Annotated in this window: 13 protein-coding genes; 9 read left to right on the top strand and 4 right to left on the bottom strand. The window is 42.9% G+C overall.

Annotated features, from left to right (window positions below; translation table 11 throughout):
* From BKH46_RS07670 to fliI, 4 genes are all read right to left on the bottom strand, one after another.
* On the bottom strand, positions 1-1429 hold a 1429-nt coding region (locus BKH46_RS07670; protein WP_143428929.1), incomplete at its 3' end, for a hypothetical protein.
* Between the two features lie 649 nt (positions 1430-2078).
* A complete protein-coding gene (locus BKH46_RS07665; RefSeq protein ID WP_095226253.1) occupies positions 2079-3059 on the bottom strand; it encodes an iron-sulfur cluster assembly scaffold protein in 981 nt (326 codons plus the stop codon).
* Positions 3060-3086: 27 nt separating this feature from the next.
* Positions 3087-4256, bottom strand: coding sequence for a NifS family cysteine desulfurase (locus BKH46_RS07660; RefSeq protein WP_095226252.1), 1170 nt, complete (start codon positions 4254-4256; stop codon positions 3087-3089).
* A gap of 131 nt (positions 4257-4387) precedes the next feature.
* Positions 4388-5689, bottom strand: coding sequence for a flagellar protein export ATPase FliI (fliI, locus tag BKH46_RS07655; protein WP_095226251.1), 1302 nt, complete (start codon positions 5687-5689; stop codon positions 4388-4390).
* 84 nt (positions 5690-5773) lie between these two features.
* Between fliI and tig the strand changes: the two genes are divergently transcribed.
* The 9 genes from tig to BKH46_RS07610 all read left to right on the top strand — a co-directional run bounded on the left by tig (position 5774) and on the right by BKH46_RS07610 (position 17072).
* The gene (gene tig, locus BKH46_RS07650; protein WP_095226250.1) at positions 5774-7171 is read left to right on the top strand and encodes a trigger factor; all 1398 of its coding nucleotides are present in this window, start codon (positions 5774-5776) and stop codon (positions 7169-7171) included.
* Positions 7171-7758 carry an ATP-dependent Clp endopeptidase proteolytic subunit ClpP gene (gene clpP / locus BKH46_RS07645; RefSeq protein ID WP_095226249.1) on the top strand — a complete coding sequence of 196 codons (588 nt, stop codon included), beginning with the start codon at positions 7171-7173 and terminating at the stop codon, positions 7756-7758. The genes tig and clpP overlap by 1 nt, the downstream gene beginning before the upstream one ends.
* A gap of 21 nt (positions 7759-7779) precedes the next feature.
* Complete coding sequence (locus tag BKH46_RS07640; protein WP_095226248.1) at positions 7780-8865, top strand: diguanylate cyclase; 1086 nt, start codon at positions 7780-7782, stop codon at positions 8863-8865.
* A 2-nt stretch (positions 8866-8867) separates the two neighbouring features.
* Positions 8868-9386 carry a peptide deformylase gene (gene def, locus BKH46_RS07635; protein ID WP_095226247.1) on the top strand — a complete coding sequence of 173 codons (519 nt, stop codon included), beginning with the start codon at positions 8868-8870 and terminating at the stop codon, positions 9384-9386.
* A gap of 19 nt (positions 9387-9405) precedes the next feature.
* Positions 9406-10917 (top strand): YifB family Mg chelatase-like AAA ATPase, encoded by a 1512-nt coding sequence (locus BKH46_RS07630; protein ID WP_095226246.1) that lies wholly within the window; start codon positions 9406-9408, stop codon positions 10915-10917.
* 143 nt (positions 10918-11060) lie between these two features.
* On the top strand, positions 11061-13106 hold the full coding sequence (locus tag BKH46_RS07625; protein ID WP_095226245.1) for a heavy metal translocating P-type ATPase: 2046 nt from the start codon (positions 11061-11063) through the stop codon (positions 13104-13106).
* Between the two features lie 184 nt (positions 13107-13290).
* Positions 13291-13944: a hypothetical protein gene (locus BKH46_RS07620; protein ID WP_095226244.1), complete on the top strand. Its 654-nt coding sequence runs from the start codon at positions 13291-13293 to the stop codon at positions 13942-13944.
* 71 nt (positions 13945-14015) lie between these two features.
* Positions 14016-14228 carry a twin-arginine translocation signal domain-containing protein gene (locus BKH46_RS07615; protein WP_095226243.1) on the top strand — a complete coding sequence of 71 codons (213 nt, stop codon included), beginning with the start codon at positions 14016-14018 and terminating at the stop codon, positions 14226-14228.
* A gap of 24 nt (positions 14229-14252) precedes the next feature.
* Positions 14253-17072 (top strand): molybdopterin-dependent oxidoreductase, encoded by a 2820-nt coding sequence (locus BKH46_RS07610; RefSeq protein ID WP_095226242.1) that lies wholly within the window; start codon positions 14253-14255, stop codon positions 17070-17072.

Genomic DNA, 17072 nt, shown 5'->3' with positions numbered 1-17072 from the left:
CTTTGCTAGAGTCGGTAGTAGGGCGTTTTGTGGCAAAGGTGAGTGTGGAGGCAGTGTGGGATTCATCAATATCGCCCACATCAGAATTAATCAGAGTGATCGCAGCCTTTTGGTCACCAGTGATATTACCCTTGATGGTGGAGGCAATGGCTGTGAGGGAATCATTTGGGAGGACAGATTTTGTCTTTATGCTCTCATTATATGTTCCTCGCCCATTGGTTTGCACATTACCGATAATCGTGCCATTGTCTAAATTGACTTGTGTATGCGTGCGGTCTGTGCTTGATATTGAGCCCTCGAGTGTCCCACCATTGCTGATATTCACATACGCATCTCTAGCGCCTGGTTGATAAGCAGAGTGAGAAGTCTTAAATTCAACCTTAGCTGTGGCATTGTCTTTGACATTGAGCGTAAGGCTATGCCCCCCTGCCATCTCCATCTTGCCTTCTAGGAGCGTGTTTGAGCCCTCAACATTAATGATCCCGACAGATTGATACTTGCTATCAGTCCAATCACTATTTCCAGCGTCCCAAGTATCAGAGTCTTGGTAAAGATTAATATAACCTTTTGCACCACCTTTAAAGGTCATCGTTAGGGGTCCATAGAAATAATTCACTTCAGCAAGTTTCCCATCATAGCCTTTGAGCGCATAGCCCTTACTAGAAGAGTTGCCATCAAAGGTATAATTTTGTGAAATATCAAGATTATAAGCCCTATCAAACAAACCTTGCTGGGTAATATCCCCTGTCATCGAAGATTTTGTAAAGGTCATTGTCGTGCCCGTTGCAACGCCATAGGCATTATTCCCCACACGCACAGTGCCCTTGAAATTTGCGTCGTTTTTAAAAGTCGCATTTAATTTTGTGCTCAAGTCTTTGATATCTCCGACTAAAGCATAGCCTTTGAGATCAGGAGAATCTGTGCCTTGATAGCTGCCCTCTGCACTGATCCAAGTTGTCCCGCCATAGCCTCCTCCAGCTGCAAGGTTGATATCCCCTTGAAACATACCATCTTTGATAGTAAACCTTGCCCAAGAGCCGTTTGTTACCGTGGTTTGGGCTTTATCGTGGGCTTTGAGGATTGCTTTGTTGATTTGGACTTGGAAGTTGTTGATTGGATTTTTGAAAATGCTATTGCCACTCGCATCGTTGGCTTCTCTATAGATTGTATAGGTATCTGATGTGCCTGCATCAGCACTTTTAGGGGTGAGGACATAGTGTTGTGCTAAGTTTGGATGGACCCAAGTATTCCCCCAAGGGATATTGACTACAACGCTCACGCATTTACTAGAGCCAGAAGTATCGCAATATTTAGTGCTATCTGTAGGCATACCAGTGCTGCCATTGACACTCACCACTTCTCCTTGGAAGTTATCGTGCGTTCGGGTCGGCTTGTTGGTATCATCTGCATAAGCTTGCGAAGCAAGCAAACTTGAGAGGATCAGAGAGATGGGGAATAAGAAATTTTTAGAAAATTGGCTTTTTAGGGATTTCGCCCCCCCCCCCCCCGCGCCACAGAAGCTAGGGGTGCGCTAGCTTGGGGAGTTTTGTCGTTTGGAGTATGCATTTAAAATCCTTTTGAATTATTTTAAACAGAGTATTGAATACAAAATTTATTTAAAATAAGCTTAAATTAATATCAATACACTCTAATATGTATATAAAATAATAAATAGTATTGATTATTTTTTATTTTTTGATAGCAATATGCTGATATTCAAGATCGTATCCATACAAATTTATGATTCCAAAGGCTCTTTTTGGGCGAGGAAAACAAATATGATTAAAAATATCAATCATCTCAAATTATCGAGCAATTAAAAAGATAAATATTTTTATTCTTATTTGATTGAGTATGACTATAATTGTATTTTTGTTTGCGATATGGATAAGAAAAGATTATCTTTTTAAAGTATTCAGATATGCAGAGGTCAAGCAAAGCCAAATGATTAAAGTCAATCATTGAGCGTGACAAAATAGATAAAACAGATAGGGTAGACAAAACAAAAGTAGAAAAACAGAAAGAGCAGAAAATAAGCACAAATCCCCCTCCTTTTTCCAAAGAGGGAGGGGGAGCTATCAGATAGGGAGGACGCGAATATTTCTATCTAAATGCTCTTGGAGGACATTTTCGATAGCAAAGAGTGTGCCTGTAGCTGCAGACGCACAGCCATTGCACGCACCCATATAGCGGATATAAATATCGATATAGCCATCGCTAGTATCTTTGATATCAATAATTTCCATATTCCCTCCGTCCATCATCAGCATTGGGCGCACGGTTTCATCGATCGTTTTATCAACGGCCTTGACTTTTTGAACCATTGTCATTTCCTTGAACGAAAGCTCGCCACTGACTTGCTTACGCATTGCTTCTTTGAGCTTTTCTTCTTCCATCTCAGCCCTCACATCGCGCAAAATATCCACGAGATAGTATTTGCGCTCTTCGTGCCCGCCCGGTCGGATACAGCTCTTGCAGAACGCCCCTGCCTTGGTGTAGCTCGTGATTTCTTCCACGGTCGTGAGGTCATTGATACGAATCACCTCTCTGATCGTGCTAAGGCTCACGCGAGCGCATTCACAGACAATGATTTCATCTTCAAAATCTTGTGCATCCTTGCCTAGATAGAGTCCTGCGGCCTTTTTGATCACATCATAAGCCATGACAGAGCAGTGCATTTTCTGACCAGGGACAGCAGGGGTATCTGGCTCATCGCGCAAAGCCCTCTCGACATCTAGGTTAGTGATTTTCACTGCGTCTTGGACTTTCTTGCCCAAACAAAGCTCTACCATCATATCCGAGCTAGCAATCGCTGTGCCACAGCCAAAGCTTTTAAACCTCGCATCAATAATCACATCATCTTTATCCACTAGCCAATACAATCGCACTGCATCTCCGCAAGCTTCAGCACCATAATCAGCTACAATCAGCTTAGCATTTTTAGCCTGTGCGTCATTTTCTGTGAGGACACCTAAGTGTGTGGGGTTGTCCATTCTCTGACTGACTTTATTTGAATACGCATCCCAAAGTGCGCCACCGATCAAATCATTTTTTGCCATTGTTCTTCCTTTTGCAAACGCTTTGCATTAAGCCCCATAGGAGCTTGAGATATTTCTGAGTCTTTGGATCGCCTTTTTGAATACTTCAATCGTATAATCAATCTCTTCTTCTGTGTTGAAACGACTCAAAGAAAGCCTGATAGCTGTGTGTGCTAGCTCTTTATCTGCACCGATGGCCACCATCACGGGGTTTGCTTCCAAGTCTTCACTCGCGCAAGCACTCCCTGTCGATGCTGCGATACCTGCTCGGTTGAGATCCCAAAGCATTGCTTCGCCCTCGATACCCCGCACACTAATGAGTGTGGTGTTTGGCACACGATGGGAGCGATCGCCGATGACAAAGACATCTTTGATTTCTAGCAAAGCATCTTCTAGCTTATTACGCAAACGCGCAATCACTTCTTTTTCATAATCAAGATATTCACACGCTATTTTCATTGCCTCGCCCATACCGATGATAAATGGGACATTTAAAGTGCCGCTGCGCCGCCCTCGCATGTGCTCTCCTCCATGCAGTAGTGGGGTCAATGGGACACCTGAACGGATATAAAGTGCTCCAATGCCTTTAGGGCCGTGGAATTTATGCGCAGAAAATGAGAGCAAATCAACATTAGCGCGCACAACATCTACAGGGACTTTGCCGATGGCTTGCACAGCGTCGGTGTGGAAAAGCACGCCTTTTTCTCTGCAGATTGCCCCAATCTCTTCAATCGGGAATATCAAGCCTGTTTCATTGTTTGCCCACATCACGCTCACTAAAGCCGTGCTAGGTGTGATGGCTTCTCTGACTTGTTCAGCAGAAATCGTGCCGTTTTGATTGATCGGCAAATAAGTGACCTTCACGCCCAGACTCTCCAAATACCTGCAGGTCGCCCCTACGGCTGGATGCTCCACTTCTGTTGTGATGATATGGTCTTTTTGCCCTGTGCGTATCAGATCAAAATACACACCTTTCAACACCCAATTATTACTTTCAGTCGCACAAGAAGTGATGATAATATCATCTTCATTGCGTGCATTGATACCCTCATAGAGTTTATTGAAAGCCTCTGTGATAGGTGGGTGCACCTCTGTCCCAAACTTATGCAGGGAATTTGGATTGCCATAATGTTCGCAAAAATATGGATCCATCAGTGCTTTGACCTTTGGGTCTACCATAGTTGTTGCATTGTTGTCTAAATAGATTCGTTTTTGCATTGTATCTCCTAAAAATATAAGCGAACCTGCAAGATAAAACGATAATTGTTTGGTTTGTAGTCGTGTTTTGCCTTGCAAGATCTGATTTTGATCGCGATTTCAATAAAGTTTTAGTTTTAAAGGTGGCAATTCTACATTATATTTATTAATTTTTCTACACTTTGTGCATAAGGAATTTTTTCGCTCTCACTCTGCGCGATGAAATCTTCCATCAAAGATTTTTTTTCAATGGCTAAATCCAGCTCAGGATCAAAGCCTTTTTGATAAGAACCGATACGAATTAAGATTTCATTTTCCTTTAAAAGTGCATAAAGGCGGCGGAATTTGCGGATCGCTTCTCTGTGCTTGGGGGTGGTGATGTCATTGGTGAGTCTGGAGGCTGAGCTGAGGATATTGATGGGCGGGAATATGCCATAATCTGTAAGCTCACGACTCAGCACGATATGTCCATCTAAAATACTGCGCGCTTGATCAGCGATAGGATCAGAGAGATCATCACCCTCGACAAGAACGGTAAAAAATGCTGTGATAGAGCCCTTGCCCTCTTCTTTGCCTGCGCGCTCCATGAGCTGAGGGAGGAGAGAGAGCACGGAGGGTGGATAGCCCTTTGTTGTGGGAGGTTCGCCAAGCGCTAGCCCGATCTCTCTTTGGGCCATGGCAAAACGCGTAACAGAATCCATAATAAACAGCACATCTCTGCCTTGATTTTTGAAATATTCTGCCACTGCCATCGCACAAAACGCGCCATATTTACGCATTAAAGCTGAATCATCGCTAGTGGCTACAATCAATACGGTGTCTTTGAGGTCGCCATTGAGATTTTTTTGGATAAATTCAGGGACTTCCCGCCCCCTTTCGCCAATGAGCGCAACTACCTTGATAGGGGCAACACAGCCCTTGACAATCATACCCATCAATGTAGATTTACCCACACCAGAGCCAGCAAAAATACCCATTTTCTGCCCTTTCCCGCAAGTCAATAGCCCATCAATGCTTCTAACTCCCACGCTAAAGACTTCATCGATAATCCCTCTTTTCATTGCCTGAATCGGGGGGGTGATGACTGGGATATGCGTGCTTGCTTGGATCGGGCCTTTGTCATCGATGGGCATACCTAAGGGGTTCAAGACTCTGCCTAATAGGCTATCAGACACGGGGAAAGACAAGCCCTTTTTTTCTAAAATCACCTTATCGCCTGTCTTATAGCCCTCGATAAATGAAAAAGGCGTGAAGCCAAATCGGTGGTTTTCACTCAAAGTCACCATACCCAAGCACTCGCTCCCATTGGATTTTTTGACTCTGACAAGATCGCCCACTGAGGGCGTGATACCATCGGCATATACGATATTGGGAGCAACTTTTTTGATCGTGCCATATTGGGGGGAGAGGTTGATATTTTCTTTGAGTCTTGCTTTGAGTGCTTCAAGCGACATAAGAGTTCCCTTGGGATTTTGATTTGTTATTAAAGAAATTTTTGTTAGAATACAAAATTATACTCAATATCGCTAAGGAATTCTATGAATTTACAGACAAAAAGACTCAACTCTGCGAATGCATCTGTAAGCACGCAACTGCTTTTAAAAGATTTAGAAAACAAGCACAACAAAGTAGCGAATAAAATCGCCAAAACGCTCAAAATCGATGGATTCAGAAAAGGAAAAGTCCCTTTAAATATCGTCAAATCCCGCTATAAAGATAGTATCGAACAAGAAGCACAAAAAGAAGCTGTGGAAGAGGTTTTAGGGCTTGCGCTCAAAGAAATGGGGCTCAATACTCAAGAGATTATCGGCGATCCTATCATCACAAAATTTGACAAAAGCGATACAAGCATTGATGTCGAGATAAAAATCAGTCTAAAACCTGATTTTAGCCTTGAGGGGGTGGCTAGCTGTGTGCCAGAGGTCAAGCTCAAAGCCATCAGCGACAAAGAAGTCCAGACAAGGCTCCACGAACTTGCCCTTGCAAAAACCCCACTCATTGAAGCAAAAAAAGACAGAAAAATCACAAAAGATGATGTGGCTAATATCGACTTTGAGGGCTTTATCGATGGGAATAGCTTTGAGGGAGGAAAGGGCGAGGGCTTTGATTTGCTCATTGGAAGTGGGCAGTTCATACCTGGCTTTGAAGAAGCGCTCATGGGCTTAGGCGTTGGCGAAGAAAAAGAAATCGCAGTCAAATTCCCAGAAAGCTACCACGCACAAGCCCTAGCAGGCAAACCTGCCACCTTTAAAGTCAAGGTCAATAAAATCCAATACAAAGACAAGCCAAAAATCGATGACACATTGATTCAATCCTTGCTCCCACAAGAATCAGCCCCCTCCAAAGAGCTGCTTGAAACAAAAATCAAAGAACAACTAGAGCTTGAAGCAAAAACCAAACTCTATAACGAAGAGCTCAAAGAAAAATTGATCGAAAATTTCAATGCAACATTTGATTTTGATCTCCCTGATTTGATTGTCGAACAAGAAATGGATTTGCTTTTCAGAAACTCACTCCACACCCTAGACCCTAAAGAGCTCGAAAGCCTCAAGGCTGACGCTAAAAAAGCACAAGAAAAGCGCGAAAGCTTCCGTAAAGACGCGCAAAAAAGTGTAAAAATCACTTTTATCATTGACGCACTCTCAAAGCAAGAAAATGTCCGTGTTGAAGATAATGAAGTGCTCCAAACGGTGTATTATGAAGCGATGATGAATCGCCAAGACCCCAAAGAAGTTATCGAATATTACAAGCAAAATAATATGTTCCCTGCTATCAAAATGGCAATGGTAGAAGACAAGCTGCTCGCGCATTTGTTAGACAAAAAGCTCCAAGAAACAACCAAAAAGCCCGAAACCACCCCCACCCAAAAGGCCAGTCCTGCAGCTAATGAAAAAACCAGTCCAAGCGCTAAAAAACCAAAAGCTAAGGCAGAGTGATGAATTATATACCCTATGTGATTGAAAAAACAGGCAGAGGTGAGCGAAGCTATGATATTTACTCAAGACTTCTCAAAGATCGCATTATCCTTTTGAGTGGAGAAATCAATGATGCAGTGGCCTCTTCAATTGTCGCGCAACTCCTTTTTTTAGAAGCTGAAGACCCTGAAAAAGACATCAATCTCTATATCAATTCCCCTGGTGGAGTGATCACAAGTGCGTTCAGTATCTATGATACAATGCATTATATTCGCCCTGATATTTGCACGATTTGTATCGGACAAGCCGCATCAGCAGGGGCGTTTTTGCTGAGTTGTGGGGCAAAGGGCAAGCGCTATTCCCTCCCCAACTCTCGCATCATGATCCACCAACCACTCGGCGGGGCCCAAGGACAAGCAAGCGATATTGAAATCCAAGCCAAAGAAATTTTACGACTCAAAAGTATCCTCAATGAAATCATGTCTAAAAATACAGGCCAGACACTCAAGAAAATCGCGCAAGATACTGAAAGGGATTTTTTCATGAGTGCTAAAGAGGCCAAAGAATATGGTATCATTGATAAAGTACTTGAAAAAAGTCTAAAATAAGCTCGAAAAGAAAGTATATTTATGGGAAACTCAAAAGAACAAACAGAACAAGATCCCGAATTTGGCAGCAATGTTTTTTTTGGGAAATTAGAGCCAGAAACCTCTGATACAAAAAACGATGAGGAAAGGGACCGCATTTTAGAAGACCAAGTCACCGTGCGGGTCAATGAAATTGCTCAAAACACGCTCAAGCAGCTTGAAGAAGAAGATTTAACACCTTTGCCTGCAAACTATCAGCTTTATTTTGAACGTTTGCTCGAAAAAGAAGAGGGTAATTTCAAGCAAAAAATTCAAAACGCTATCAATCTCCAATCCTTTGGCGAAGAACACGCTATAGCCTTTGAAAAAAGCGTGAAAGATGGGTTCAAAAACATCAAACAAATGCTTGATTTTATCGCCATACTTTATAAAAATCTCCAACTCATGCAAGCAATGACTGATAGACACATCAAAGGCATTGAAAAAATCGATAATAATAAAATAGCCCTAAGCAACGCAACAACGCTTTTTGTCAAAGATATTGAAAAAATCAATTCCATCACAGCCACCCAACTCTCTCAGATCAAAAATCTCTATGCAAAAACTGCCAAAACAATCACAGATATCAATCAAAATACAATCTATGACTCACGATTTGGCGTATATAATCGCCGTTATTTTAGCAATCTCATTGAAAAAGAAACCAAATTAATGGAAGAATTCCGACACTCTTCAAGTATCTTAGTGATGGCACTCTCTCAACATATCCAAGAAAAAACTCAAGAAAAATCCACTCTGATTATCTTACTCAAAACCGTATCCAAACTCCTGCTTAAAAACTCTCGAAGAAGCGACTTTATCGGCTATTTGGGCGATGGGGTGTTTGGTATTGGACTGAAATATTCTGATCTTGATAGTGCTATCAAGGCCACAGATCGCTTTGCTAACTCAGTGAAATCAACAAATATATTTTTAGGCGATAGAGATATAACACTTGATGTCTGTGTGGGGATTGCTAAAATCACTCCGACAAGAAACGCAGAAAGCTCGCTCAAAGCAGCACTCGATGCCCTTCAAGTGTCTTTAGACAAGCAGACTGATTATGAAATATGCCCTGAGGATCGGTGATAATGGCTATTTTAGAGATCCTAAAATACCCAAACCCAACGCTCAAAAAAGTTTCCCAAGAAGTCGAAAGCTTTGATGCAGACTTGCACCAGCTTTTAGATGATATGTATGAAACAATGCGTGCTAGAAATGGTATCGGGCTTGCAGCAATCCAAGTCGGCATACAAAAACGGATTTTACTCATCAATCTCCCCAGAGAAGATGACACCCAGCACAAAGAAGATCTCTTAGAGATTATCAATCCCGTATTTTTAAAACAAGAGGGTGCAACTAAGTGGAATGAGGGCTGTTTGTCTGTGCCAGAGTTTTATGAAGAAGTCGAACGTTTTGCAGCTATCACTCTTGCTTATCAAGACCGCTTTGGAGAGAAAAAGATTCTTGCAGGCGATGGGCTCTTAGCGATTGCTATCCAGCACGAAATCGATCATCTCAATGGTATTTTGTTTGTCGATAAACTCCCCATCTTAAAACGCAAAAAATTTGAAAAAGAACTCAAAAAAGCCCGAAAAGAGCTAAAATAGGCAGTGAAAGAGGGATTTGATGGTCAATAAGATTTTGTGCGCGACTAAGCTTGGGACTTCAGCGCAGATCGTAGAAGTAGAGGTGAGTTTTAGCCGCGCACTCCCGGGGTTTGTGATATCAGGGCTTGTCAATAACGCAATCCAAGAGGCCAAGCAAAGGGTGCATTCTGCCTTGCAAAATAATGGCTTCACTTTCCCCCCTCTTAAAATCGTTGTCAATCTCTCCCCCTCAGACCTCCCCAAAAATGGTAGCCATTTTGATTTACCCATTGCTATTTTGATTGCCTTACAAAAAGAAAATGTCGCCCCAAAAGAGTGGTTTGCCTTTGGAGAATTAGGTCTTGATGGCAAAATCAAGCACAACGATAGTATCTATTCTTTGCTTTTAGACATAGCGCTGATACACCCAAAGGCCAATGTCATCGTCCCTGAGGGAGGCAAAGACCTCTTTTGTCTGATCCCCAATCTCAATTTCTATTATGCCAATCACATCAATCAAGCCCTAGAAATCATCAAGCAACCCACCCCTCTGCCTGATACCTACACCAAAGAACTGCATTTTAGCTCGCTTTCTATCAACAACGAGCTTTATTATTATCTGGATACTTTTGAGCTTGATTTTTCTGAAGTCAAAGGCCAAGAGATCGCCAAGCGCGCTGCTTTGATAGCTGCGAGTGGTTTCCATAATATCATCTTTGAGGGGAGTCCGGGTTGTGGCAAAAGTATGATTGCCAAACGCATGCGCTATATTCTGCCCCCTTTGAGTATCCAAGAAATGATCGCATCTGTCAAGCTCCAAACCTTAAGCAATCAAGAAGCCTGCTATAGCCCTGCAAGAAGCTTCCGTAACCCCCATCAAAGCGCGTCCAAATCAAGCATATTAGGCTCTGCTACACAGAGTGAGCCCAAGCCCGGTGAGGTCGCTTTAGCCCATAATGGCATTTTGTTTTTTGATGAACTGCCCCATTTCAAAAAAGATATTCTTGAGTCCTTGCGCGAGCCATTAGAAAACAACAAACTATCAGTTTCGCGCGTCCATAGCAAGATAGAATATGACACCTCGTTTCTTTTTATCGGTGCGCAAAACCCCTGCCCTTGCGGGAATCTCCTCTCTAAGCACAGGACTTGCCGCTGTTTAGACAAAGAAATCCTTGCGTATAAAAATCGCTTGAGTGAGCCGTTTTTGGATCGCATTGATTTGTTTGTGCAGATGGACGAACCCCAAGAAAACGCCCAAGGCTCGATTTCCTCCCAACAAATGCAGCAAAGAGTCTTTGAAGTCTTTAAAATCCAAATGGCCCGCGGGCAAAAACATCTCAATGGCAAGCTCGATGAAAGAGAAATCGAACAATTCTGTCATCTCACCCAAAGCACTCAAACGCTCCTATCACAAGCCATCGGGCGATTTGGACTCTCTGAGCGCTCTGTCCATAAGATCAAAAAGCTTGCGCGCACGATTGCAGACCTCGATGGGAGTGCGCTGATTGAAAAGCCCCATATCTTAGAAGCACTGAGTTATAGAAGAACCTAAGAATCTCCTACAGATGGCATTTCTAGGGGGCTTGTTTTGAGTGGAGATTTGCTATAGCGATTTATAAATATTTAATCAAGTTTGTGCTAGATTGTTGCGAGTTTTCTGTCATATAATAATAATTATCATTTCTTGGGGTCAAAATGCAAAAATATCACTTACACAATATGGACTGCGTCGCTTGCGCTGAAAAAATCGAATATGAACTCAAAAAACTCCCTTGTGTCCAACATATCGAAGTTTCTTTTAACACCAACACAATGCTTTTAGACACGACAGATTTTTCAAAGGTGCAAGAAAAGCTCAAAGAAATTGAACCAAAAATTAACCTCACTCACGAAGAATCCAAACAAGAACAAGTCAGTTTTTATCCCATCATCAGTGTTGTGATTGTGTTTTTTGCCTCTTTGGGCGTGCTGCATTTCACACAAAACCATAGCTTACACATAGGGGCGTATGTCTTGCTTGCTTGTGTGTATCTGTTTTCAGGGAAAGAGGTCTTTTTAGGTGCGTATCATAATTTCAAAAAAGGGCAAGTCTTTGATGAAAATGTCTTGATGTTAGCAGCCACAATTGCAGCCTTTTTCATCGGAGCATATGAAGAGGCCGTATCGGTGATGGTGTTTTTTGCTGTGGGAGAGTTTTTGCAAGACTTGGCTGTAACGCGCTCTAAAAGCTCGATCAAAGCCCTCTTAGATGTAGCCCCTAATATCGCTTATATCAAGCAAGGCGATACCATCACACAGACCACGCCCCAGCAACTAAAAATCAATGATATTCTCATTGTCAAAGCAGGGGAGAAAATCCCCACTGATGGCGTTGTCCTCAAAGGTGAAAGCACGCTCGATCAGAGGGCTTTGACAGGGGAATCTATCCCTTTGAGTGTCAAAGCAGGCAAAAAAGTGCTTGGTGGGAGCCTTAATCTCACAGGCGTGCTAGAAATCGCTGTCGAAAAGCTCTATGCTGAATCTTCAGTGGCTAAAATCATCGAATTAGTCCAAAATGCTGCGAGCAAAAAGTCCCAAACTGAAAAATTCATCACTTTATTTGCAAGATATTACACGCCCATTGTGTTTTTTATCGCTATTTTTATCGCTATCCTCCCGCCACTCGCAGGGTTTGGCACATACAATGACTGGATCTATCGCGGGTTGGTGGTCTTGATGGTGAGCTGCCCTTGCGCTTTGGTTATCTCTGTGCCTTTGGGGTATTTTGGCGGGATTGGCGCTGCGAGCAAAAATGGCATACTCATCAAAGGCGCCAACAACCTAGAAACCTTAGCACAAACTAAAAATATCGCCTTTGACAAGACAGGCACACTCACTAAAGGCGTGTTTAAAGTCACAGGCGTATTCCCCGAAAAGGGCTACACACAAGAAGAAGTCTTGCAGTTTGCTAACTGCTCCCAAACTCTCTCCAACCACCCCATAGCCACCTCCATCAAAGCCGCTTCTCAAGACCACCACACACATAGTATCGGTGATTATGAAGAAATCAGTGGCTATGGTGTCAGGACAAAATGCCATACTGATGTCATCATCGCAGGCAATGACAAAATCTTACACAAATTCCAAATCCCGCACAATCAATGCGATATCGAGGGCACGGTGGTGCATATCGGGGCAAATGGCAAGTATATCGGGCATATCATCATCTCTGATGAAATCAAAGACGATGCCAAAGAAGGGATTAGCGCACTCAAAGAATTGGGGATTGAAAATATCTGTATTTTAAGTGGGGACAATGCTTATGCGACAAAAAAAATCGCTAAGATATTAGATTGTGAGTATGAAGCCAATCTCTTGCCCGAAGAAAAGGTTGAAAAATTTGAAATATTCAAAAATTCCCATACAGGCAAAACGGTCTTTATTGGCGATGGTATCAACGATGCGCCCACGCTTGCAAGCGCTGATGCAGGGATTAGTATGGGTGGGGCGAGTGATGTGAGCAAAGAAAGTGCTGATATTATCATCACTAATAATTCCATCACCTCCATAGCCAAGGCGTTCAAAATCGCCAAAAAGACTAAAAAAATCATCTGGCAAAATATCTTATTTGCCCTAGGGATTAAAATTGTCTTTATCATCTTAGGGCTTTTTGGACTAGCGACACTCTGGGAAGCAGTCTTTGGTGATGTGGGTGTAGCACTCATTGCGCTGGCTAATTCCATGCGTGCCATGCGTGTATAGAAAATCTGTCTATACTATTCTCATTTATAATCCACTATATAGTCTATTTTGGAAACTCAAAGAAAATAGTGATTTGTAGTGATTTTATGTATCAAAATTACTCATTTTTATCAAGATTTTAAATAAATGATAAATACTCATAAAATTTTTCGGACTTTAATGGCAAAATAACTCCAAGGTTTTTGTGCATTTCCAAACAATCCAAACTAAAGATGACACAATGCAAATCCAAACGCTGCGACAAACTACAGATACAATCACGCAAGCAAGGGTTTTGTATTATGATTTTTTCAGTGGATTGTTTTTGTTTGAACTGCTCAAAAATCGTCAAGAACTTCTCAAAAAACAAATCCAAATTCTCAAAGAATTCGCACTCAATCCCCAAGATACCCAAGATTTCAGCACACTCCAAAATGAGCTAGAAACCAGTGGTCTGCACTCTTTTATCACAGAATTCAGCGCACTTTTCACCCTGCCCTTTGGCAAAGGAGATCAAGCACCAGTATATCTGTATCTCTCACACTACCTAGAAGACTGCATTGGAGGTGAGAGCTTAGTGAGGGCAAAATCGATCATCAAAAAAGGGCAGTGCTATCTCAACACCAAGCGCATCAAAGAAAGTGAAGAAAATCTAGGGTTTTTGTTTGTAGCCATGCGGCATTTTTTGGAAAATGGAGAATTGGCTTTAGCTAAAGAGCTTTTTGCTACTTGTATCTACCCAATGCAAGATGGCGTATGCAAGGCGATTGCTTCAAGGGTGGATTGCCCTTTGTATGCTTGTGTCAATCGTATTTTAGAGGGGTTTTTGCGTTTAGAAGAAAGTATATTGGTTCCCTGACCCCGCAAAGAGATTACGACCATAATCTTTTTGCGGGGTCAGCCCAAACTAACCACTAAAGAGGATCATCTATGCAAGATAAACAAAACAATTCTCGCCGTCAATTCCTCAAGACAACCACAAAAGCAGGTGCTTTAGCTGCAATCGGAGGGCTTGCTATCTCTGCGTGCTCAAAAGAAGAAGTCAAGCAAGAAGGTGTCATCAGAGGGAAATCCAACAAAGAAGAGGTGCTCTATCAAGGGGATACAAAGTATTGGAAAGAATATTATTCTGTAGCTAAGTAACTTAATTCAACAAAAAGGAAAAAAATGGACACAATCAACACCAAAGCCAAAAATCGGCGTGCGTTCTTGAAAATGTCTGCTCTAGCTGGTGCTGTGGGGATCTCTCAAGCACTAGGGAGTGAGAGCAAAGAAATACTCAAAAAGGCCTCAGGGAGTGAGCTTTCTCAAGCCTACCCTGGCTCACAAAAAATCAAAACAATCTGCACACACTGCTCTGTGGGCTGTGGTATCATCGCTGAAGTCAAAGATGGCGTATGGGTCAGACAAGAAGTCGCTCAAGACCACCCCATCTCTCAAGGTGGGCATTGCTGCAAAGGCGCTGATATGATCGATCGCGCTAGAAGCCAAACGCGCTTGCGATACCCCATCGAAAAAATCAATGGCCAATGGGTGCGCACAGATTGGGATAGTGCGATGGGAAAAGTCGCCTCAAGCCTCCAAGATATCCGTTCAAAATATGGCCCTGATAGCGTGATGTTTATCGGTTCAGCAAAAGTAAGCAACGAGCAAAGCTACTATATCCGTAAATTTGCTGCCTTTTTTGGGACAAACAATATCGACCATCAAGCTAGAATCTGACACAGCCCTACAGTCGCCGGTGTGGCGAATACATTTGGGTATGGTGGCATGACTAACCATCTAGGCGATATGCAATTTTCTCGATTTATTCTCATCATTGGGGCAAACCCTGCTGTCAATCACCCTGTGGGTATGGTCCATATCTTAAGGGCGAAAGAAAAAGGCGCGCATATCGTGTGTGTCGATCCCCATTTTAGCAAGACTGCAGCTAAGGCCGATGAATTTGTGCGTATCCGCAGTGGGACTGATGTGGCCTTAGTTTATGGAATGATCAACTACATAGTCGCCCATAAACTCTATGATGAAAAATATCTCAAAGATAGAGTGTATGGCTATGAAGAGGTATTCAAAGAGGCGCAAAAATATCCTTTAGATGTGGTCGAAGATATCACAGGTATCCCTGCAGAAACAATCAAAAAAATCACGACAGAGATGGCAAAGGCCAAACCTGCTGCATTGATATGGAATCAAGGGCTGACCCAACACACAGTGGGCACAAACAACACGCGTATCATGCCGATTTTGCAGCTCATCTTAGGCAACATCGGCAAAAATGGTGGGGGCGTGAATATCTTAAGAGGACACGACAATGTTCAAGGTGCTTCTGATATGGGTAATCTCTCTGACTCCCTCCCTGGATACTATGGGCTTAGCGAGGGTTCATGGCGGCATTTTTGCCAACATTGGAAAGTGGATTATGAGTGGATGGCAGGGCGATTTTCTTCAAAAGAAATGATGGAAAAAACAGGCTATGCCCTCTCTACTTGGAGGTTTGGCGTGCTGGATGAGCAAAACTTTGCCAACAATAACAACACACCCATCAAAGCCCTTGTAGTCATCGGTAATGGTATCTCGACAACTTCATTGCTCGATAAAACAAAGGCTGCGCTTGATAAAATGGATTTGGTCGTCTTTATCGATCCTTATGTCAATGATGTTGCTGTCATCACAGATAGAAAAGATAATCTTTTCTTGCTCCCTGCAGCTTCGCAGATGGAGTCTAGTGGTTCAGTGGCTGCGACCAATCGCGCTTATCAATGGCGTTACCAAGTGATGAAACCGATGTTTGAGTGCAGAGAAGACCACGAGATTTTATTTGACCTTGCCTCTAGATTGGGCTTTAAAGAAGAATTCCAACGCTCGTTGTATGCGATCGCTCAAAAAGAGGGGCGCAAAGAATTTATTTGGCCCGATGATGCGACAACTGAAATGGCTCAAAGCATACGCAGTATAGGCTTGCAAGGCATGAGTGCAAAGCGCTTGAAGGAGCATTGCGATAATTGGCATATGTTTGACAAAGTAACTCTAGCAGGTATGGGCGTAGTGAAAGATCAATACTATGGACTCCCTTGGCCTTGCTGGAGCGAAAAACACCCTGGCACACCTGTGATGTATAATGACACAATCCCTGTCATGCAAGGGGGTATGGGCTTTAGAGTGAATTGGGGAGTGCGAGCGCCTGATGGCACAGATATGCTCTCACCCAAAAAGCTCCCTAATGCCAAAATCGCTGGACACCCTGCTATCACAGCAGAAAATATCGAAAAAGTCCTAAATATCAAGCTAACTCCTGCAGAAAAACAAGCCGTCAAAGGCACTTCTTTCTCCACGGGCACAACAAATATCTTGGTAGAAAAGGCACTCCAAGCAGGCATATGCCCTTATGGCAATGGCAAGGCAAGAATGGTCGTATGGAATTGGTATGACAAAATCCCTATACACAGAGAGCCCTTGCATACTTATCGCCCTGACTTGATAGACAAATATCCAAGCTTCCCAGACAAAAAGGATAATTTCAGGGCAAACCTCAAATACATTTCACGCCAAAAAGAGCACGATTGGAAAAAAGACTACCCACTCAATATGCTCACAGGCAGACTTGTCGCACATATGGGAACAGGGACTGAAACACGGAGTGCGAAATATCTCGCAGAAATCTACCACGATATGTTTGTCGAGATCCACCCCAACACTGCCTTTAGTCTGGGTATCAATGATGGCGATGCTGTTTGGGTGCATGGGACAAGTGGGACTAAAATCCTTGTCAAAGCCAAGCACTCTTATCGTGTGGGCGAAAATGATGTGTTCTTGCCCCAGAATTTCTCAGGTGTGTATGTAGGCAAAAGCCTGCTTGATCGCTATCCAGAGGGGACAAAACCCTATGCGATTGGCGAGTGTGCTTCAATGGTAACAAGCTATGGCTTTGATTACAACACTGCTTGCCCTGAAACTAAATGCGGTCTGTGCCGTATCGAAAAAGCCTAA

Source organism: Helicobacter sp. 12S02634-8, assembly GCF_002272865.1.
In the GTDB taxonomy this organism is placed as follows: domain Bacteria; phylum Campylobacterota; class Campylobacteria; order Campylobacterales; family Helicobacteraceae; genus Helicobacter_J.
The sequence above is the reverse complement of the archived record's forward strand: the minus strand, read 5'-3'. Positions and strand labels throughout refer to the sequence as shown.